This is a genomic window from Hungatella effluvii (assembly GCF_003201875.1).
GTDB classification, from domain to species: Bacteria; Bacillota; Clostridia; order Lachnospirales; family Lachnospiraceae; genus Hungatella; species Hungatella effluvii.
In genome coordinates this window covers 71,674-93,002 of the sequence record NZ_QJKD01000008.1, presented here as the reverse complement: position 1 = coordinate 93,002, position 21,329 = coordinate 71,674, and the positions used below count along the sequence as shown (strand labels likewise).

The following is a 21,329-nucleotide window of genomic DNA, read 5'->3' as shown; positions in this document are numbered from 1 at the left end:
AAAATCTTATGAAACGAACAACAAAACGCCTTATCAGTACGGCTCTCGCCGGCGTCATGTTACTTACTATGGCTGGCTGCGGAAAAAATGGAGGCACGGATGCTGCCAATACAGAGACCGGAAAGACTGAGACAGCTAAGACAGAAGCTGCTGCAAAAGATAACGGAGGAGAAACCGGTGCTAATAATGGCGCAGTACCCACTATCACATTTTATCCGTCAGCAGCTAACTTATCCAGCGGCCTGGTAGGCGGATTCCGGGGAGATTACTTTGCTTCCCGTGGATTTGCATTGGATGTCTGGGCTTATTCCGATGAAAAGACAAATGCGATTCTTGCCAGCGGTGATCTGCCGGATGTTATGTTTATTCCGGAAAACAGTCTCGACATCATGATCGAATCAGGAATGCTTCTGAATCTGGATGATTATCTGGATGATATGCCGCACCTACAGGCATATGAACCGATGGAGACGGCGCTTAAGTACATCAGGGAGTATAAAAGTGCAGGAACTGGAAGTGTCTATGGCCTGACAACCGATGTTGGCGATAATATGGCCCGCTATAAGTCCATTGATTCAACAGAGCGCAACGCGGTAAAATTGCGTTGGGACGTGTATGAGGAAATCGGAGCCCCTCAGATGAACAGTATGGACGACGTGCTGGATGTGATGGAACAGATGCTTGCAGCAAGGCCGACGGCCGAAGATGGCACTCCATATTATGGTACGGTTTTAAACAATGGTTCTGATTCAAATTATTGGGCCAATATGGTTATGTGGTATCGGATGCAGGGGTATTCCGAGGTACAGCTTCCGTATCTTCTGGAGGCGAACATGGCGGAAGGAACTTACAGCTCGATTTTAAGCAAGGACAGCATGTATTATAAAGGGCTTAAGTGGTACAACGAGGCTTACAGAAGGGGGATTATGGACCCGGAAAGCATTAACAACGATCGGCCAACCCAGAAAATTAAGGTCGACGAAGGGTATGCGATGATACCGAGCGGATATCTGCCAGGTTGGGCGCCTACCTATTACGAGTACTATATACCTGGGACAAAAGTGTACTATAACTATACAGCTACCTATGGGAAGAGCCGGGTTATGATCGGCATTAATGCAAATACCAAGAATCTTGATGCCTGTCTTGCATTTTTAGATATGCTGTGTGATCCGGATGCATTTTTAACCGTCAGTTCAGGACCGGAAGGCGAGTGCTGGGAGGCAGATGAAAATGGAGTTGCCGGCCTTACAGAAGCAGGCCGTGCACATATGGAAAAAGCAAAAATGGGAGACAGCAGTGGTTTTGTACTGTCAAGCGGCGAGAAGATGGAACTCTGGAATACTCCATGGGTAGTTGCAAACGGCGCGATTACCAGCTACAAAGATGCGGATGGGACTCCGTTATGCTGTACAACCACTGGCTGGCCGGAGGTAGATTCTTTCGGAAGCCAGAATGAATCGTTTAAGAGCTGGCAGGAAGTGACTGGCCATGAAAGCTGGAAAGAATGGCTGGAATCTGAACATGCATACTTCAACGATCCGGATATGGAGGACGTAAATAACTTTACGACCAACCCGGATGACATGATGAAACTGACCGTCGATGCGATCAAAGATAAGGTAGTGAATGCAAGCTGGCAGATGGTTTATGCAGAAGATGAAGCATCCTTTGACTCTCTGTGGGATAAGATGGTCTCAGACTGTGAGGGGCTGGGAGCGCAGGAAATTATTGACTGGCGCCTGGGAGATTTAAAGAATGCCTCTGAAATTGTAAAAACATTAAAGTGAAAAATCAGGGTGCTGCATTCGTGCGGCACCCTAATTTTCTCCCTCACTGCATTTGAGTTTCCTGATCACCATTTTAATCGTAATTCCCTTAACTGGATTGTTATAGATAGACAGGCCGTATCCTTCACCGTAGAATAAGCGGAGCCGCTGATGCAGGTTCTTAAGGCCGTAGCTTTCTTTCTCACTGGTAATTGGCTCGTGGAGACTGGCGTTTAACTGTGAGAGCCGGTCGGGAGAGATCCCCAGTCCATTGTCTGTGACTTCAAAAACGATATGCTCCTCATCTTGTATGTAACCACGAAATAATATGGAATTGTCATCTCTTTCCGCATCGTAGCCGTGTGAAAAGTAATTTTCAATCAGGGGCTGAAATACGTTGCGGATAATGCCGTACTGCAGGACTTCCGTGTCGATATCGTAAAGTATTTGAGCACCATCATCAAACCGTGCGCTGAATAAGACGAGATACCGTTTGCTGAAAGCCAGCTCTTCCTGTATGGGAATAAAGGTGCGTGAACCGATGAAGCCCCGGAAGATGGAGGCCGTCTGGGCGATTAATTCGGCAGTTTCCGGATCATCATTCTGGTAACAGCGGGCCCGAAACAGTTCCAGTGAATTGTAGAGGAAATGAGGATTGAACTTTGACTGCAGTTCCTGCAGCTCCGCTTCTTTCTGCTTTAATTCATAAAAATAAGCGCGGTCGATATTCTCTTTTAGGCTCTGTGCCATTTCATTGATTGACTCGGCAATATTGGCAAAGCTATTCTGGAAAAATGGACCGGTGATACGGGAATCAAACTGTTTCTGGCCGATTTTATCGAGCCCGTCCCGGATCATGCCGACTTCATGGGAAATCGTACGGATGAGCAGTACGTATAAAAGAACGGACAAAAGAACCAGTACCAGTATTATTACGAGAACAAAGGGCGTATTCTTGTGGGACAGCTTAAGCAGTTCGCTAAAACGCAGGGAATACGTGATGACAGCTCCATTGGATGGCTGGACATAACTGCTCAAATAATAACGGCGGCCCTCCAGCCTGCGGAGGCCGTTTTGACCAGGCAGGGGGACATCCTGATCGGTTACAGGACGGTCTCCGGAGGAGAAGATACGGTTTCCGTCTACGAGGATATCGAACTGCAGCGTTTCGGCCGGACTGTTATTCTGACAGATTTGGTCCAGTTTTGCCAGGCTGCATCCTATAATGATGGAACCTTTCCCCATACCGGCAGGAAGCCCGCCTGCAATGGCCAGGGTGGACCAGGAGACACCTTGGGAATCATACTGCTGTTCACTGTAGATTTCCATGGCCTTAGACTTCTTCTGCAAATGCTCAAGATAAGGAAAATCATCATCTAACATCTGAAGCGTCCTCTGTTCGGTATCATAGATGTAGTTGACAGAACGTGAGGGAGACCAGGCGGCAACCCACTGTACCCGGTTATCCCGAAGCGCGATCTGGGAAAGAAGACTGGATAAGTTGAATTTATCCAGAGGCGACAGTGTTCCTGTGCTGCCGGAGACAAAATAGCTCTGAAGAACAGGATAATACTGACTGCTGTTCTCGAAGATCGGCATATAATATTCCCAGAACTGGTCTGTTAAATTTTTGTATTCTTCTGCGGCCTGAAGCTGCATCATATCGAGCTCTGTTAAGAGCTCTACTTTAGAGCGCTGATAGGAAAAATAGCAGGCAACGGTGCTGATGACAGTCAGGATAAGTAAGTAGCAGCTGATCAGCAGTATGATTAGATGATTGGATGAAATGATTTTCTTTACCTTCATGACTTCTCCTTTTCACTGTTTCCTTCTATATCCAGCCGATATTTGGCCGGTGACATTCCTTTTGCCTCCCGAAAGCATTTGACGTAATAGCTGGTGGAGGTAAAGCCGATCTTTTCCGCAATGTCCTTAATCTTACGGTTTGGGTTACGCAGTAAGATGACAGATTGGTTGATCCGGCACTGCATGAGGTAATCATTGAAGAAACTGCCTGTTTCCTGCTTAAACAAATGGCCGAGATAAGCTGGATTCATCCCGTTCTTTGCACAGAATTCTTTGACTGATACGCTGTTTCCTTCAATCACACTGTTGTGGATATAGCGCAGGGCAGCCTGTATAATGGGGCTGCGTTTTGCCATGCAGTCCGCAAATATGGCGTAAACATGGTTGAAAAGCTCATTGACCCGGACTAAAAATTTATCTTTCTCCAGATTCTCCGGCAAGTCCCAGTCCTGCTCAAATATCAGCTTTTGTATGTTATCCCGCTCTGGAAATTCCGTTACGAGAATACTGATGCAGGCGTACATAAAAGAGGACAAATTTTGAGAGGGGCTTGATTGATAGAGCTTCAGCGCCAGATGCTTGTATCCGTTTTCGCGGAATTTTTCGTTGGGTTCAAAGAACAGGGTACGGATTTCCTCTGCCAGCAGATCGCTGCCAAGGGCGTGGGAGGTGATATCGCCTGACAGGATGGTCTGGCCTTTGGAAAGGTCGGAACGTTCAAGGATTTCAGTGGCTGTTAAGTAGCTGAGATGGAGAAGGGCTGTTTCTGTGACTGTAGTGCCTACTGCTGCGGCAATATTCTCCTCTGCCTCATTTGCTGCTGCAGTCTCATAAATCCGAGTGGTCAGAGATCCGGTCTCAAAGGATCTTCCGCCGAGAATCAGAATAAAGCGGCCTTTTTCATCCCAGAAATGCCAGACTTCAAAGTCAGAACTCAAAGCTTCGATGAGAGCTGAGCGAAACAGTGAGATTGAAGCGCGTCTTGTTTTTACAATGCATATAACACAGTATTGCGGCAGATATAAGTTGATCCCCAGGACGGCAGCGCGCTCACCCAGCTCTTCCGAGGTTATGGAACCGTTAATCCAACGCCTTAAGATATTTTCTGATAACAGTCCAGAGGTATTCTGGTGACGGTGGTAGAGATTGTTCAGAGCGTTGGAGACGGTTTGCTCGATCTCATTCTTGGCAACCGGTTTAAGCAAATAGTTCTCCACTCCTAAGTAGATGGCTTGTCTGGCGTAGTCAAATTCTCCGTATGCGGTCAGAAGGATGCAGTGGGTATCAGGATAAAGCCGGCGTACGCTTCGGATCAGTTCCAATCCATCCAGCCGGGGCATGCGGATATCTGTGATCAGCAGGTCAATCTGCTGCTGCTCGAATATATCCAGCGCAGCAAGGCCGTCATTTGCGGTTAATAAGGTCTCGATTCCAAGTCCCTGCCAGTCGATACTGGTACGCAGGACGTTCAGTACGCTTTCTTCGTCATCTACTAACAATACATGATACATGCAAATTTCCCCCCCCGTGATATCTTCTTATTTATAATACTAATTTAATTGGTATTATTTTTCAAGTCAAGAGTTGCAGGTCGTAAAACTGTAAATTATGATAGAAACAGAAATTTTTTATATATACACAGTTGGAACAGAACGTTACAATAATAAAAATGGGAGCGATTCGACGCGGATCGCTACACAAAACGGAAAGTGAGTAGTTCGTATGGCAACGTATACATTAAAAGAGTGGAAAAATGGCTGTTTTACCCTGGCAGATCAGAGCGTGAGACCGGTGATCTGGACAGACAGGGGTGAGGATGCCGGTGTTCTTCGGGCGACAGAAGATTTGATTGCAGATATTGAAGCTGTCACCGGTATTGTCCCGGTCAAGGGACAGAGTGCGGATGAGGCTGCCGTCATAATCGGAACTATAGGCAGGTGCGAAAAGGTTGATGAAATGATCCGCACAGGAGTACTGGACGTCTCTGGAATAGCTGGGAGGTGGGAGTGCTTTCAGATACAGGTAGTGGAAGAAAAGCTTCTGATCGTCGGCTCAGATAGAAGAGGAACCATATTCGGAATCTATGATCTGTGTGAAAAGATGGGGATATCCCCGTGGAAATGGTGGGCAGATGTAAAAGCGGAACGCATGGAAGGCGTTTATATTGATCCGAAAAAGACGTACATATCAAAGGAACCCTCTGTGAAATACCGCGGTATTTTTATCAACGATGAATATGCGTTTGATAACTGGGCCATGGGCCAGGGCGACAAAGATTTTGTGAAAACGTATGAACATATCTTTGAACTTTTGCTTCGCCTAAAGGCCAATACCTTATGGCCCGCCATGCATGGCGGTTCTCCGTATTTTCATAAAAATCCGGCCAATGCAGAGAATGCCGGACGGTATGGAATTGTAATAGGAACTTCCCACTGCGAAATGCTGCTGCGCAACAATGTCAGTGAATATTTCGAGTTTGAGAAGCGTTGGGAGGAAGAAAATTCCGGAAAAACACTATATAAAACGAAGCTGACCGATTCTCCCACGCCTTGCGGTTACGTCTATGTAAGTAAAAATCCCGACACGGGGGAAGTCGTGTATAATAAAGAGTTTTTACAGGATTACTGGAAGGAAAGCGTGGAGCGGTATGGGAGGCATGAATGTATCTTTACCATGGGAATGCGCGGACTCCATGACGCAACCTGGCAGCCTGTAAGTGCAGAGACAATGGAAGAAAAAAGGGGGCTTCTGGAAGAAATTATAGATGCGCAGAGGAAGCTTCTGGAGGAAGCTCTTGGTAACCGGGCGGAGGAGATTCCCCAGCTTTTTATACCTTATAAGGAGATGCAGGAGATATACGACTCCGGTATGAGGGTGCAGGAGGATATTACGCTGATGTGGACCGATGACAATTACGGATATTTACGCCGTTTGCCTGAGGAGAACGAACGCGGAAGAAAGGGAGGTGCAGGCGTTTATTATCATGTGGGATATCATGGAAGCCCCAACAGTTATATCTGGTTAAGCACCACTCCCTATGCATTGATCCGCGAAGAAATGGCAAAGGCTTACGATTATCTGGCCCGGAATATTTGGATTGTAAATGTGGGGGATTTGAAACCGGCGGAAGGCAGGATTGAATATTTCCTGAATCTGGCTTATGATGTGGATCAGATGAGAGAAAAGGACTTGAGGGAATATTTAAGGGAAAAAGCTGTGCGGGATTTCGGGCTTTCTGAAGAGCAGGCAGAAGAATATGCGGATATTGAACTGATATTCCAACAGCTGGCGTATGCGAGAAAGCCGGAGCATTTTGGCAGCGGACTCTTTCAGATGGAAGCGTATGGCGATGAGGGACTTAAATATATGGAAGCGTATGAGAAACTGGTGAAACGTTCTGAAAACCTGTGTGATGCGTTAGCTGAAGAGAAGCGGCCCTCCTTTTATGAACTTCAGCTCTACCCACTGCGCTCCTGTTCCAATACAGCGAAGAAATATATTTCTGCGGATAAGGCAGTGCTTTATTACGGGCAGGACAGAGGCGGCTGCGTTGGAAAATACAGCGGTCTTTCGGAAGCTGCTTATTACGGAATTGTGAAGGACACGAAAGCGTACCATACACTCTTAGACGGACGCTGGAATCTCATCATGGACCCGTACCAGCCCTATTTTCGGTCGAGAAGGGCGGTCCTCTCCAATCTGCTGTACCGTCCGTCCGCAGCGGATCTTGGTTATGCAAGGTTGGGAGTCCGAATGGAAATACCGCATCATTTTTCTTTTTATGGTGAGAACAGCCGCTTTATCGATATTTACAATGAGGGAAGCGGGTATATAGACTGGAGTATTGCATCGGATTCGGACTTTTTGGCCTTCAGCAAAGAAAAAGGCTGTGTGTGGCAGGATGAGAGAGTTACTGTCTCTGTCATCTGGGAGAAGGTACCGAACGGTATAGCAGAGGCCGAAATCACGGTTTCCGGCATGGAGAGTGATAAACAGATTCACAGCCGGACCGTATCTGTTGTTGTGGATAACCGAAGAGCCGGACTGCTTCCGGATAAGACTTTTATCGAGGCAGACGGATACATATCTATGGAAGCAGAACATTATAGTATCAGACAGTCGAATGGAACCAGTAATTGGCAGACTGAGCCGTATTTGAGCAGAAATGGAGATTCCATAAAGCTCTATCCCAACCTCCTTGAGCCTGTGGAGTGTCCGGATCAAAGGCATTGCGCGTTTGTGGAATACCGGATTTATGTTTGGTCAGCGGGAACCTTTGAGATGGATCTATACCGTATTCCCACGCTGAATGAAAGCGGAAGCATGAGAGTTGCGGCAAGTATTGATGAGGAAGCGCCTGTTGTATTTACAGGAACCCAGGCTTATGTTAATGATTCCGACGGTACGGACAGTTGGGGACGCGGCGTCTATGAAAATACGGAGATTCTTACAGGGAAGATTGCAGTGCAAGAGGCCGGGATTCATGTTCTGCGAGTCTATCAGATGGATCCGGGGTTCGTATTAGACAAAATTGTGATATATACTGGAGAAAGAGTCTATTCCTATTTTGGACCGCCTGAGAGCCGGATTGTGTAAGGGTGCCCCATAGAAGGAAGAGAAAGGAAAGCAGTTATGGGAGATGTCAAACAGTTGTGGAAAGAAATTATGGAACCATCTGAAGAGTTTACACCCGTTCCGTTCTGGTTTTTTAATGATGAGCCGGATGAAACGAAAATCAGACTGCAATTGGAGGATTTTGTGGAGAAAGGCGTTAATGCGTTTGTACTGCATCCGAGAATTGGGATTCCGGAGACGATTCCCTACCTGTCCCCGGCCTATTTTGAAACGGTCCGGTTTATTGTAAAAACAGCTTCTGAGATTGGAATGAAGGTCGTACTCTATGATGAAGGGATGTACCCTTCCGGATCCGCTCACGGAATGGTGGCAGAGGAAAATCCGGAATATGCTTCAAAAGGAATTACCCTGGCGGAAGAGCCGGGGGATCAGGAGATACTGGCCCGGATGCCAGATGGAAAGTATCTCATATATGGCTTTACGGGAGGTACCATACGGGGAATTCATTTTGGAGAGGACGATGGGGAGAATGGCGCGCCTAAGTCGGCGGATATTCTGAATCCGGAGGCAGTGCAGACTTTTATTCGACTGACCCATGAACGATATTACAGGGAATTAAAGGAGTACTTCGGGACCACGATAATTGGTTTTTTTACCGACGAGCCGTGTGCGTTGGGAAGAAATGCGTCCGCCTATCGGGAATGGGCAAAGGGCATGGAGAAAGAGATTGTACTGGAAGGGGGGAAACTGATTGAACTGGAGGTGCTGTTTGAAGGCCTTGAAAATAAAACCACCCGTATTTACCGAAAACTGGTTAAGCTTCATCTGCGAGAGACGTTCTATAAACCGTTGTCAGACTGGTGCCAAGACCATGGGATTGCATTTATGGGTCATCCGGCGGAAAGCGATGACATCGAGGAGGAATTGTATTTTCACGTGCCAGGGCAGGACTTAATTCTTCGCAGAGTCGTACCCATGACAGGAGGCTTGAGCGGAAAAGACTCGGTTCAGGCGAAGCTGGCCGCGGATATTGCCAGGCTGCTTGGCTGCCGGCGTAATATGAACGAGTGCTTTGGCGTATGCGGCAGAGGGCAAATCCCCTGGCATTTTACAGGCGAAGATATGAAATGGTATATTGACTGGCTTGGTATCCGTGGAGTCAATCTGTTTGTTCCTCATGCATTTTACTACAGTGTGATGGGAAAACGAAAGGAGGAGCGGCCGCCGGATGTAGGCCCCAATAATATCTGGTGGCCACACTACCGTCATTTTTCGGATTATATAAAACGGATTTCCTGGTTAATGACGGACGGGGAAGACTGTGCCTCGGTGGCGGTTCTCTGCGATAACAATCTTGTTCCGGCGGAGGAAGTGGCAGTATTGTATGAAAATCAGATCGGATTCCACTATCTACCGGTTTCTATGGTAAAGGGTGGAAGAGAGGAAGATGGAACCTTCCGGATCGGGGACTGCCGTTATGAAATCATACTGAATGTATTGGGAAAATCGTATGAATCTCAGCAGGAGCTTCGAAACATCCGGATGGTGTACTCAGCAGCGGAGATTCTAAAACTGGTGAAACTGGAGGAATATAAAACCTTTAGAACGGTCACACTCTCGTCTGACGCCCGGAGCCTGCGGGCAGTGAGGCGGATGAAAGGGGATCAGGAATTGATTTTTCTTTCAAACGAAGGGAAAAACCTGGTACAGACGCGGCTTTTGGCGGTGAACATGGAAAATCCCGTTTGGATTGATCTGTGGGAAGGAAAGGTTTACGGCTGTAGCTATACTCTGGATTCAGAAAACAAAAAATGGATTGATGTAACGATAAATCCTTGTGAAACAGCCTTGATCCTGTCAGACTCAGAAGGAGTATTGACGGACGTGATGAGCCGGCGAACAAAAATAGAAGATTGGACGGAACGATTTGAACTGCGGACACAGGAAGGGAACAGGCGTATTTACGGCTGTACCGTGGAGCGGGATGAATCTTTGGCTGTGCCGGATAGCTTTCGTGTGTCAGGGGAAGAAATGGCCGAATGCTGGTGTAATGGGGAACTGACAGGAGTCAGCTTCTGGAATCCCCATACGTTTCATATAGGTACAAAGCTAAAAGAAGGAAGAAATGATATCGAAGTGATTATGACGGGAAATGCCTCTAACATTTATACAGACCATAATGTGTTTTTTGGATTGTCTGTTGAGTGAAGGTAAAAGACATTTAACTTGAGAGGAGAGAATAGCGTGATGATATGTAAGTCCCCTTTGGATTATGCAAAGGCTTCCTGTGAGACAATGATGAGGAAGTATAAGGCAGAAGAACTGCCTCCGGCCGGCCATTTCCATTACCACCAGGGAGTGTTTTTGTCCGGTGTTTATCAGACCTACTTAGAATGCGGTGATGAGAGGTATTTCGATTATATGAAAAGATGGGTTGATTCCTGTCTGAATGATAAGGGCGAGATCCTTGTGTTTGATGAAGGGCAGTTGGATGATATACAGCCGGGGATTCTTTTATTTCCATTGTTAGAGCGGACCGGAGAGGTACGATATCGAAATGCCTTAGATACGTTAGCCTCAATCATAAAGCGGTTTCCGAGAAATGAAGAAGGCGGTTTCTGGCATAAAAGATGGTTTCCCGAGCAGATGTGGTTGGATGGCCTCTATATGGCTGGGCCAATAAGCGCTGAGTATGGAAGTAAATTCGGACATCCGGAGTTTTTAGACCTGGCGGCGGAGCAGGCTCTTCTTATGGAGACGAAGACGAGGGACAACAGGACGGGACTCTGGCATCATGCCTGGGATTGTTCCCAAAAGGAATCCTGGGCGGATCCGCAGACTGGATTGTCTCCGGAATTCTGGGGAAGAAGTATCGGCTGGGTTCCTGTTGCAGTTCTCGATGAACTGGATTTTCTGCCGGATGGACATCCAGACCGCAAAAGGCTAATTGAATTGGTGAGAAATCTGCTGCATGCTGTCTGCCATTACCAGTCTGAAGACGGTTATTGGTATCAGGTCGTGGATAAAGCCGGACAGCCGGGAAACTGGCCGGAAATATCGTGTACCTGCCTCTTTACGGCAGCCATCTGCAAGGCAGTACGAAAAAAGATATTGTCACGAGATTACCTGGAATTTGCGGAAAAAGGATATCACGCGGTGATTCGGTCTCTGGAGTGGGAGGGGGATAATCTTTTTGTGAATGGAGTCTGTATTGGTACTGGAGTGGGGGATTACGCTTACTACTGCAGCCGTCCTGTCTCCTCCAATGATCTGCACGGTGTGGGAGCATTTCTGCTGATGTGTGCTCAGATGGGAAGGGAGTGATCGTCAATGATTTATTCTCTAAACGGAATTTGGCAGGCTAAGCTGAATGACGGTACGGTTCATTCCATGTCATTGCCCGGAACCCTGGATGAAAACAAGATCGGATACCCGGATAGGGGAGATAGGCAGTGGCATCCGGATGCCGGACTTGGCAATGCGGAAGCTGCTTTTGATCCACAGGCGCAGATTAGAACGAGATTTACAAGAAAATACACCTATGAAGGGGCAGTCAGTATCAGCAAAAGAATGACGTATCAGCCGCCGAAAGGAGCCCGCGTCTTTTTAGAAGCGGAGCGTGCGAGATGGTTGACGCTTTTGATTGATGGAGTGAAAATTCCGCATTTTACTATGCCTTCCCTCAGTACACCCCATGTTTTTGAGATTACCGGCCGTCTGAATGGCGATAATGAAGTGACCCTGATTTCTGACAACAGTTATCCGGATATGCCGCATGACTCAATCGTATATTCATCTGCTGCGACCGATGAAACTCAGACAAACTGGAACGGTATTCTGGGATATTTTCGCCTTTGCGTGAAGGAACAGGTTTTCTGCTCCTCTGTCAGGATTTATCCGAAAGGCAGGACGGTTACAGTTATTGTGGAGATTTGCGCGGGTGTGCCTTATGATGGAGAGGTTACCCTGGAATCGGCTGCACTTAAGAAGCCGGCTTCTAAGGCAGTATCTCTTACGGAAGGTATATCTGTAGTGGTTTTCGACGAGCTGCCTGTCGCAGAGGAGGTGCAGTTGTGGGATGAGTACGAAGGAAATTTATACCAGATGACTGCAAAACTTACTGGGCTGGAAGCGAAGACAGTGACATTTGGCGTACGTGATTTTGGCAGTGATGGGGGAGGAAGACTTGCAGTCAATGGACGCACTATTTTTTTAAGGAGTGAGGCAAACTGCGCCGTATTTCCGGAGACCGGTTATCCCCCGATGTCGGAGGCAGAATGGCTCGATATTTTGAAACAGTATCAGTCTTATGGCGTAAACTGTGTACGTTTCCACTCTTATTGTCCGCCGGAGGCCGCCTTTGCTGCTGCTGACCGCCTGGGGATGATGATGCAGCCGGAACTGTCCCACTGGAATCCGGAGACTGCGTTTGAGTCAGAGGAAAGCTTCTATTATTACAGACAGGAGATGAGGCAGATTCTTCTCAATATGGCAAACCATCCGTCCTTCGTGATGATGACATTTGGAAATGAGTTGCAGGCCGGGGATTTGGGCCATACAAGAATGCGAAAACTTCTGGCAGAGGCGCATGAACTGGATGCCACCCGCCTATACGCAGAAGGATCAAATGTTCACTATGGCAGGCATGAGATGGAGCTGGACAGCGATTTCTATACGTCGCAGAGGTATTCTAGCGATGTGCTGCGGGGGACGTATGCAGGTCAGGACAAAGAAAATCCCAGACTGGGTGGATATGTGAACAACCGGTATCCAGATGCCAGGATGAATTATAACGCTGCCATGGAGTGCATCAGAAGTGTGTATGACAGGCCAGTATTCAGCTTCGAGGTCGGCCAGTTTGAGGTCTTGCCTGATTTTGACGAACTGAAGGATTTTAAAGGGATTACGGACCCAGTCAATTTGCGGATTGTACAGGAATCGGTGGAGAAGCTGGGGCTGACCGGTGAATGGAAGCGGTATGTAGAAGCCTCGGGAGAGCTGGCGCGTATTGGATACCGGGAAGAGATCGAGGCGGCGATGCGTACGGAGAAGCTGTCTGGAATTTCACTGCTGGGATTACAGGATTTCCCGGGTCAGGGGACCGCCCTGGTGGGAATGATGAACTCTCATTTAAGGCCCAAAGCATTTCCCTTTGCTGCTCCAAAGGCGTTTAAATCTTTCTTTTGCGATCAGCTGCCTTTGGTATTGCTGCCAAAGTATACGTATGAGGCAGGAGAGCAGTTGGTTGCTGATGTTATGGTGGCAAATTACGGAAAACGGGATATTACGGGACCTGTAATATACGAACTGAAGGGAACGGGAGTATCGTTAGGAGGTACACTGCCAGGACGAATCTGCCCCGTGGGCAGACTCACCAAGGCGGGTACACTGGAAATTTCGACGGATACCATTGATTTTGCTGTACGGCTGGACCTGATTGTGCGGATTGGAGATATCTCTAATACATACCGGGTCTGGGTCTACCCGCCTTCCATGCCAGTCTGCCCGCCTGGTATATACGAAACAAGAGTGTTTGACCAGAAGACAGAAGCGGTTTTGAAAAAAGGCGGAAAGGTGTATTTGGCTCCGCCATCATCTAAGGAGAATTTGCCATTTTCCATTCAGGCGCAGTTTACCACGGATTTTTGGTCGGTGGGAACATTTTCTGTTCAAGAGGGCGGGATGGGACAGTTGATTGATGCAGACCATCCGTTATTTGCAAATTTTCCAACGGAAACTCATACCAACTGGCAGTGGTGGCCAATGGCCTCCCAAAGAGCCATTATTTTTAAAGAGCCTGTAAAAGCAATGATAACGGAGATGGACAGCTATGCTTATATGAGACCTATGGCTCAACTGCTGGAGTGCCGCTGCGGTAATGGTTCGCTGATCCTGTCCTCTATGGGGTTACAGGATTTACAGCAGTATCCGGAAGCACGGGCCCTTCTGGGTGCCATCTACCAATATATGGATTCCGAGCTATTTAAGCCGGAACAGGAGCTTGAGGCGGCAATGATAAGAGAACTGGTGAGGTAGATAAGGAGAGATTATGTATCATTTGAACTTAAGAGATGCCGGAAAACGCAGTATATACCCTTTGGGGGATCAATTTGCCGGCATATCGCCTGCGGGGGATACCATTGATTTTACAAATTACTATTTAAGAAAAAATGGTACCCCTTTGTTTGCTGTTAGCGGCGAATTTCATTTTTCCCGATGTGAGGAGATATACTGGAAGGACGAACTTGAAAAATTGAAGATGTGCGGAATTAATATAGTATCAACGTATATCTTTTGGAATCACCATGAGGAGAGGGAGGGGGAGTTTTGCTTTGCGGGGAGAAGAAATCTAAGGAAATTCGTACAGCTCTGTGAGGAAAAAGGACTTTCTGTTATTATCCGAATCGGTCCTTTTAATCATGGCGAGGCGCGCAACGGAGGACTGCCGGACTGGCTGTATGGGAAACCATTTGAGGTACGCCAAATCAACGAGGGCTTCCTCCGGTGTACAAGACGATTCTATCAGGAGATATCAAAACAGCTTACGGGCCTTTTCTATAAAGACGGAGGGCCTGTGATCGGGGCCCAGATTGATAATGAATACCAGCATTCAGCCGCACCCTGGGAGATGACAACAGGGGCGACTGATGAATGGATGGCATCAGGCTGTGACGGAGAGGCATATATGTACCGGCTGCGGGATATGGCGAAAGAGGTAGGAATTGAAGTTCCGTTTTACACGTGTACTGCCTGGGGAGGTGCGGTAACGCCAGAAGAGATGATGCCGCTATGGGGCGGTTATTCCTACCGTCCGTGGATCTTTCACTCTTATAAAGGAGAGCATCCGGCTACTGATGAGTATATCTACTCAGACTTTCATAATAATGAAGTGAGTGAAAGCAGAGAGTTTAAACCCCGTTATCTTCCGGAGGACAGACCTTATGCCTGCTGTGAGATGGGCGGTGGAATGCTCTGTACATACAATTACCGGTTTCAGTTTGCATATAAGAGTGTGGATGCCATGGCCAATATTAAAATCGCCTCTGGCTGTAATTTCCTGGGATACTATGTTTTTAAAGGCGGTACGAATCCGAAAGGTACTGCGCCGGAGTTCTTAAATGAGGGACAGGCACCGAAACTTTCTTATGATTATCAGGCGGCAGTAGGGGAATTTGGACAGTTGAGAGAATCTTATAAAAGACTGAAAGCACTGCACGGCTTTACAAAAGAATTTGCCGAAGAGCTGTGTGATACCGTTACGTATCTCCCGGAGGGAGCAGAGGCAATCAGCCCTCTTGATCTCGATACGCTTCGTTATGCGGCCAGAATGAAAGATGGCAGAGGATTCTTGTTTATCAACAATTTTCAGGATCATGCCGTTACCAGGCCCAAAAAGGATGAGTATATCGCCTTGCACCTGGCAGGCGAGACGATAGAGTTCGGGCCTGTATCGCTGGCGCCTGATGAAAATTGTATTTTGCCGTTTAACATGAATTTAAATGGAATTCTGCTGAAATATGCGCTTGCACAGCCGGCTGCCAGATGGGCGGAAGAGGGAATAGTTCGATATCTCTTCCTGCAGCCGGAGGGAATGGAAGAAAAATTTGTATTTGAGAGCGGTACCGTGATGGAAGAAGAAACTCATTTATATGGCAGAAGATACACTGTTTCGCGGGAAGATAAGAAATGTATCATATATACGATTCCACGAAATATCATGAATGACCTCTATCAACTGGATATCAATGGACGCAGTGCATTCGTCATTACCAATGCCGCGGTTCTTTGTGACAGGGATGGAATACGCATAGAAACCAGTCAGAATCACACTTTGATTTCCGCATACCCGCCCGATTTGTTTAAGGAAAGTGCGCAGGTAATGCAGCAAAAAACGAGCGATGAATTGTGGGGGATTTATGAACTCTCTGCCCCAAAAAAGGAACTCTCACCGTCTGTGGAGCAGACAGGTCCAACGAGATATGTGGTTCATATGCCAGCGGATTTGATGTCTGGTTTAAAGGAGGCTGTCATGGAGATCGAGTATGAGGGTGATATTGGACAGGCGTTTATCGATGGCGATATGATCCATGATAATTTTTGCAATGGAGCGCCATGGGAGATTGGCCTTAAAACGTATGCGGACCGTCTTAAAGACCAGCCGCTTACCATATATATTACGCCGTTGAAAAAGGGCGCGAAGGTGAATGCAGAGTCGGCCATGGCAGGACGAACTGAGGTTGTGGAAGAAGAGATTGGCATTCTGAACCGTGTGAATCTAAAACCGGTGTATGAGGTAAAACTTACCTATAAGCAGGAGGAGAAAAATGGCTTTCGCAGAGTTTAAATTTCGTTCAAAGGAACTGTGCAGATACGTTCCGTTCAATATGATACTACCGAACGATACGAATCCCGAAGTAAGGGAAGGAAACCACCATTACGACAGGGAGCCGGAGACGCTGGTGCTGCTTGGGGGATACGGGAATTCTGAAATATCCTGGATTTATGGCACTCATATCATGGATCTGGCAGCAAAGTACAATTTGGCAGTTATTCTTCCAGCAGGTGAGAATAGTTTTTATTTGGACGGCACGGGAAAAGGAAATACCTACTGTAGATACGTAGGTATGGAATTGGTTTCCTATGTTCAAAGAATGTTGAACCTGCCAGCAGGGAAAGAACATACATTTATCGGCGGCGTCTCTATGGGCGGCTTCGGAGCAATTCATACTGGATTCGCATATCCGGATACGTTTGGGAAGATAGTGGGGTTTTCTTCCGCGTTGATCATACACGATATATCCCAAAAAAGGGAAGGATTTGAGGATGGCTTAGGTGATTACGGATATTACCGCCAGATCTTTGGAGATTTGGATTTGCTGGAGGAAAGTTCTCAAAATCCGGAAATTCAGATTAAAAGTCTGAAAGATAAGGGGACTGAACTGCCTGAAATCTATCTGACATGCGGTGTCGGCGATCCTTTCCTGGAGCATAACAGAGCATTTTATGAGTTTTTGAAGCGAGAGGAGATCAATGCAATCTATCAGGAGAGAGAGGGAAATCACGACTGGTATTTCTGGGACAGTTGTTTGGAAGACTCAATTTTATGGCTTCTGAAAGGAGAAATATAATATGGAACGGATCGGGACTATTCATACACTTGTTACAGCAGATTCGATTACTCTGTACTGGGATAAGAAAATTTCAGAGAGTGTAAAATATGAAATTCATTTAAATGAAAAATATTATGGAAGCACAGTAAAAACACATTATGAACTGGGAGAATTGGAAGCTGAAACGGATTATAGAATCCGTATTGTTAAGAAAGACGGAGATGGTCGGGAAGCAGCCAGGGAGGAATTGAGCATAAGTACAGGAAAGAGAAAGATTCTTCGTGACATCACATCTGCACCGTATTACGCCTCTGGTGATGGAAAGACGATGAATACCAGAGCTATACAGCAGGCGATTGATGACTGTCAGGCGGATGAGGCGGTTTACATACCGGAGGGAATCTTCTTGACAGGCGCATTGCGGCTTCACAGCGATATGGAATTATATCTGGAAGAAGGTGGAATTCTTCAGGGGACAGATGTGGTGGAAGATTATCTTCCACGTATTCCCAGTCGTTTTGAGGGAATTGAGACTGAGTGCTACAGCAGCCTCTTGAATTTGGGACATTTAAATCATGACGGAGATTTTAACTGCAGTCATGTGGTGATTCGTGGAAAAGGTATGATTGCAAGTGGAGGAAGAAGCCTTGCAGAGAAGGTGATTGAATCGGAGCGTGAACGGCTGAAGGATTATCTGGATTCTCTGGGAGAGCAGATCGGGGAATGCGAAAAACCGGAGACGATCCCTGGCAGGGTTCGTCCCAGACTCATTAATATCAGTAATTGTCAGGATATTGTTTTATCAGGAGTTACATTTAAAAATGGGGCTAGCTGGAATGTGCACATGATTTACTCTGACAGAATCGTGACAAACGGCTGTAAATTTTACTCGGAAAAAATTTGGAATGGTGACGGCTGGGATCCGGATTCTTCCAGCAACTGCACAATATTTAACTGCACTTTTTATACTGGTGATGATTCGATCGCCATTAAGTCAGGAAAAAATCCGGAAGGGAATCTAATTGGCAGGCCAAGCAGACATATTCGGATTTTTGACTGTGTAAGCGCCTTCGGTCACGGCATTACCATTGGCAGTGAGATGTCCGGAGGAATTGAAGATGTGATGATCTGGGACTGTGATATGAGCCAGTCTTACTTTGGTATAGAGATTAAAGGCACGAAAAAGCGGGGCGGTTACGTCCGTGACGTGATGGTGCGGGACTGCACCGCGGCAAGAATATTGTTTCATTCCGTTGGCTATAACGATGACGGGATTGCAGCATCCCAGCCTCCGGTCTTTGAAAACTGCAGTTTTGATCATGTTGAAGTTTTGGGAGAATATCTGGATGATAAGAGAGTGTGGAGACCATGTGAAGCTCTGGAACTATGTGGTTTCGATGAGCCTGGACATGAACTGAAAAATATTGTATTCTCAAATCTACGGTTGGGAAAGCCCGGGCAGAAGAAAAAACAAACGCTGTCTCTGGAATTATGTGAGAATATAACCTTTTGTAGCTTGAGTAATGCAAAATAAATACCTTGGAATCCCGGTTAATATGATGATTTCCCAAATGTGTCTGTGATACAGTTAGTTTCTTCAGCAGCAAAGAATCTAGAATGGGAAATATATGATTTAATTATTTGGGATATTTGTTTTTTAAAGATTGAAATTAGAATTCTGTTTAGTGCGATCAAGAGTTTATGTAAAATACCCTTTATAGCAATTACATCAGAATATTGTGTGGAAAAAAGATTAAATCTAATGGAGTCTCTGAATGTATTCTATACCCTTTTGACAGGGGGAATTTAGAGTTAGGGCGGAAGCTGTTATGCAGAGGAGTCAAATAAAGAGTAGTGAAAATACAAATACCATATTTTTATATGAGCTTATCATAGATTCATATAAAAGAATTATTGAAGTAGAAAATACCAATATAAAACTGACCAAGACTGAATTTAATATTCTATATTTGCTGGCCGAAAACCCAGGGATTGTATTTACAAAGGATCAATTATATTCGCTTGTTAGGAAGGATCAGTATATCGGGGGTGGAACCATGATAATACATAGTAGGAAAAGATGTAATGTACGATAACTATAGTAGAGAATGATACTGTATATAGTATGAAAGGTTTGACATAACCTATATATTGTGATAGTGTATAAATAATAGTGATTTTATATGTTTCCAAAACATATCAAAGTTTTGTCCCGGTAAGAACCGGGAGCATGATGATTGAGGCAGTTGCCTGTTGCGAAAGCCGGACCAGGAATGGTTCGTTTAGAAAGACCCCAAAAGACGAGTAGATTATCTTTTTGGGTCTTTTTTTGTGCTTTAAGAAGAATGAAAGGAGAGAAAGAGATGGTTGGTACACAGATTTTATGGAAAAATGCAGATCTATTGAGTATTGACGAATTGATTGAGTTAGCCGGATACGGTCTGGAATGGGTCATTGAAGATGGCCATGTCACAGCTGCAGTGTTGCTGGAAGAAGCCAGCTAGAAAGGAGAAGGAATGAATTATCAGGATGATTTTTCGATTAATTTCACAAAGGAGGACCAGCTGCATGGGTTCCTGGAGGAACTGGAGGAACGCGCTGGCTGGGACGTCAGGCCCAGCAGCTCCATACGTTTATTGCCCGCAGAAGAAAATGAGGCTTTGTGTCAGAGGATTACAGAAGAACTGGAGGAAAAGGGGATTATTCCGGATACCTGCCGGAATACAGGACTTTTGCTCAAGATGGGAAGGTCCGTCTATCCGCTGGGAAGATCCAGCCTGGCTACCTTAAAGAGCAGGGCAAGGGTGAATGGAAATGCACTGTCAGATTTGGAGAAGCCGAAGCTTGCCAGGATATTAAATGACTGCCTGAAGGTCACGAGAGGCGATGCCCTTATCCGGATTCAGGAAGGCAAAGTGAGGGCTGTCCACGGCGGGGATGAGAGCGACTATTGTATCCTGCCGATGACCGAGATTTTTGGCACTGCGTCGTCCTATATCAACGGGAAATATGATGAGGCAACGTTTAAGGCGGGATATTACGACCACACCATGACCACAGCCACCTGGGAGATTGAGGATGACGAACTGGTATCTTCTTACCGGAAAGCGTTAAGAAATTACCGGGAGGATTTAAACGACCAGCTATCAGCCGCGGTTAGAATTTCAACATCAGACGTGGGAGCCAGTGGTGCGAATATCTATTATTCTCTGCTGATTGGCGAAGATAAGCGGCCGCTGGTGCTTGGAAAGGCATTGAAGCTGGCGCATGAAAAGAAGGCGTCCATGGCAGAATTTGATGCTAATATGTCCATGGCTTTTGCCAGGTATGAGGAAGCGCTTGCCGGGGTTGAACGGTTATTCCATATTTACTTAAATCACCCGGTCAATGTGATTTCCGGGCTGATGGAGCGGGTAAAGATAGGAAAAAAAATGATTGCGGAAACTGTGGAGCAGTTTAAAGCTACCTATATGGGCGGAGCCTGCAGTGGTTATGATGTGTACTGCGCTATTTGCACCAGTATCTTTTTGTCGGAGGTGAATGGTGTGCAGGGAAAACCTCTGGCAGATTTGGAAGAGGCTGTTTCCAGGTGTTTGACACTGCGGTGGAGCGATTACGATATTCCGGGAGATTTAAAATAGGAACCGGCGAGGAGGTGAAAATACTTGCTGAATTTAAACTATGAACCAGAAGTTTTCGTGGAAGACATCACAAAAATTTCAGAGGAACAATGGCTGGAGTACCGCAGGTGCGGGATCGGGGGCAGCGATGTAGCCAGTATTTACCGGGTTTCGCCGTGGAAGACAGCCAATGAACTGTATCATGAGAAGCTGGGATATCAGCCGGTTGTGGAGGAAGAACGCAACTGGGTCAGCCTGGAAATCGGACATCGGCTGGAGGAACTGGTGGTTCAGATTTTTATGAAGAAAACTGGGCTGAAACCGTATGCGGTAAGAAAAATGTTTCGCCATCCGCTGTATCCGTTTATGATAAGCAATGTGGATTTTTTTGTGGAGAAGGATGGGAAGATATGGATTGTAGAATGCAAAACGAGTGCGAGACGTTCTTT

Annotated in this window: 13 protein-coding genes and 1 pseudogene; 12 read left to right on the top strand and 2 right to left on the bottom strand. The window is 46.4% G+C overall.

Annotated elements, in window-relative coordinates; genetic code table 11:
* The first annotated feature begins 8 nt into the window (after positions 1-8).
* A complete protein-coding gene (locus tag DFR60_RS16110) occupies positions 9-1,790 on the top strand; it encodes a type 2 periplasmic-binding domain-containing protein (protein WP_110323815.1) in 1,782 nt (593 codons plus the stop codon).
* Between the two features lie 30 nt (positions 1,791-1,820).
* Here DFR60_RS16110 and DFR60_RS16105 read toward each other — a convergent pair whose 3' ends face one another.
* Together DFR60_RS16105 and DFR60_RS16100 are read right to left on the bottom strand one after the other, a co-directional pair.
* Positions 1,821-3,575 (bottom strand): sensor histidine kinase, encoded by a 1,755-nt coding sequence (locus tag DFR60_RS16105; protein WP_110323814.1) that lies wholly within the window; start codon positions 3,573-3,575, stop codon positions 1,821-1,823.
* Positions 3,572-5,086, bottom strand: a complete 1,515-nt coding sequence (locus DFR60_RS16100; protein ID WP_110323813.1) for a response regulator — start codon at positions 5,084-5,086, stop codon at positions 3,572-3,574. Before DFR60_RS16100 ends, DFR60_RS16105 begins: the two co-directional genes overlap by 4 nt.
* A 211-nt stretch (positions 5,087-5,297) precedes the next feature.
* On the opposite strand from DFR60_RS16100, the gene DFR60_RS16095 reads away from it, so the two are divergent.
* The 11 genes and pseudogenes from DFR60_RS16095 to DFR60_RS16050 all read left to right on the top strand — a co-directional run.
* Positions 5,298-8,171, top strand: coding sequence for a glycosyl hydrolase 115 family protein (locus DFR60_RS16095; protein ID WP_110323812.1), 2,874 nt, complete (start codon positions 5,298-5,300; stop codon positions 8,169-8,171).
* A 36-nt stretch (positions 8,172-8,207) separates the two neighbouring features.
* Complete coding sequence (locus DFR60_RS16090; RefSeq protein ID WP_110323811.1) at positions 8,208-10,358, top strand: hypothetical protein; 2,151 nt, start codon at positions 8,208-8,210, stop codon at positions 10,356-10,358.
* Between the two features lie 39 nt (positions 10,359-10,397).
* Positions 10,398-11,474 (top strand): glycoside hydrolase family 88/105 protein, encoded by a 1,077-nt coding sequence (locus DFR60_RS16085; protein ID WP_110323810.1) that lies wholly within the window; start codon positions 10,398-10,400, stop codon positions 11,472-11,474.
* Positions 11,475-11,480: 6 nt separating this feature from the next.
* On the top strand, positions 11,481-14,186 hold the full coding sequence (locus DFR60_RS16080; RefSeq protein WP_110323809.1) for a DUF8487 domain-containing protein: 2,706 nt from the start codon (positions 11,481-11,483) through the stop codon (positions 14,184-14,186).
* Between the two features lie 13 nt (positions 14,187-14,199).
* On the top strand, positions 14,200-16,494 hold the full coding sequence (locus DFR60_RS16075; protein ID WP_110323808.1) for a beta-galactosidase: 2,295 nt from the start codon (positions 14,200-14,202) through the stop codon (positions 16,492-16,494).
* Positions 16,475-17,278, top strand: a complete 804-nt coding sequence (locus DFR60_RS16070) for an alpha/beta hydrolase (RefSeq protein WP_110323807.1) — start codon at positions 16,475-16,477, stop codon at positions 17,276-17,278. Before DFR60_RS16075 ends, DFR60_RS16070 begins: the two co-directional genes overlap by 20 nt.
* Position 17,279: 1 nt before the next feature.
* Positions 17,280-18,794, top strand: coding sequence for a glycosyl hydrolase family 28 protein (locus DFR60_RS16065; protein WP_110323806.1), 1,515 nt, complete (start codon positions 17,280-17,282; stop codon positions 18,792-18,794).
* A gap of 295 nt (positions 18,795-19,089) precedes the next feature.
* On the top strand, positions 19,090-19,356 hold the full coding sequence (locus DFR60_RS31465; RefSeq protein ID WP_110323805.1) for a winged helix-turn-helix domain-containing protein: 267 nt from the start codon (positions 19,090-19,092) through the stop codon (positions 19,354-19,356).
* 267 nt (positions 19,357-19,623) lie between these two features.
* Complete coding sequence (locus DFR60_RS30680) at positions 19,624-19,764, top strand: hypothetical protein (RefSeq protein ID WP_207659543.1); 141 nt, start codon at positions 19,624-19,626, stop codon at positions 19,762-19,764.
* 12 nt (positions 19,765-19,776) lie between these two features.
* Positions 19,777-20,901: an endonuclease III gene (locus tag DFR60_RS16055; RefSeq protein ID WP_110323804.1), complete on the top strand. Its 1,125-nt coding sequence runs from the start codon at positions 19,777-19,779 to the stop codon at positions 20,899-20,901.
* Between the two features lie 24 nt (positions 20,902-20,925).
* Positions 20,926-21,315, top strand: a pseudogene (locus DFR60_RS16050) (YqaJ viral recombinase family protein); the annotation flags it as partial.
* Between the last annotated feature and the right edge of the window lie 14 nt (positions 21,316-21,329).

What these genes read in the sequence shown, in the direction of transcription:
- DFR60_RS16100 (WP_110323813.1), bottom strand. Translation starts at nt 5,086, where the DNA reads ATGTATCATGTATTGTTAGTAGATGACGAAGAAAGCGTACTGAACGTC.
- DFR60_RS16070 (WP_110323807.1), top strand. Translation starts at nt 16,475, where the DNA reads ATGGCTTTCGCAGAGTTTAAATTTCGTTCAAAGGAACTGTGCAGATAC.
- DFR60_RS16110 (WP_110323815.1), top strand. Translation starts at nt 9, where the DNA reads ATGAAACGAACAACAAAACGCCTTATCAGTACGGCTCTCGCCGGCGTC.
- DFR60_RS16065 (WP_110323806.1), top strand. Translation starts at nt 17,280, where the DNA reads ATGGAACGGATCGGGACTATTCATACACTTGTTACAGCAGATTCGATT.
- DFR60_RS16095 (WP_110323812.1), top strand. Translation starts at nt 5,298, where the DNA reads ATGGCAACGTATACATTAAAAGAGTGGAAAAATGGCTGTTTTACCCTG.
- DFR60_RS16080 (WP_110323809.1), top strand. Translation starts at nt 11,481, where the DNA reads ATGATTTATTCTCTAAACGGAATTTGGCAGGCTAAGCTGAATGACGGT.
- DFR60_RS30680 (WP_207659543.1), top strand. Translation starts at nt 19,624, where the DNA reads ATGGTTGGTACACAGATTTTATGGAAAAATGCAGATCTATTGAGTATT.
- DFR60_RS16075 (WP_110323808.1), top strand. Translation starts at nt 14,200, where the DNA reads ATGTATCATTTGAACTTAAGAGATGCCGGAAAACGCAGTATATACCCT.
- DFR60_RS16085 (WP_110323810.1), top strand. Translation starts at nt 10,398, where the DNA reads ATGATATGTAAGTCCCCTTTGGATTATGCAAAGGCTTCCTGTGAGACA.
- DFR60_RS31465 (WP_110323805.1), top strand. Translation starts at nt 19,090, where the DNA reads ATGCAGAGGAGTCAAATAAAGAGTAGTGAAAATACAAATACCATATTT.
- DFR60_RS16055 (WP_110323804.1), top strand. Translation starts at nt 19,777, where the DNA reads ATGAATTATCAGGATGATTTTTCGATTAATTTCACAAAGGAGGACCAG.
- DFR60_RS16090 (WP_110323811.1), top strand. Translation starts at nt 8,208, where the DNA reads ATGGGAGATGTCAAACAGTTGTGGAAAGAAATTATGGAACCATCTGAA.
- DFR60_RS16105 (WP_110323814.1), bottom strand. Translation starts at nt 3,575, where the DNA reads ATGAAGGTAAAGAAAATCATTTCATCCAATCATCTAATCATACTGCTG.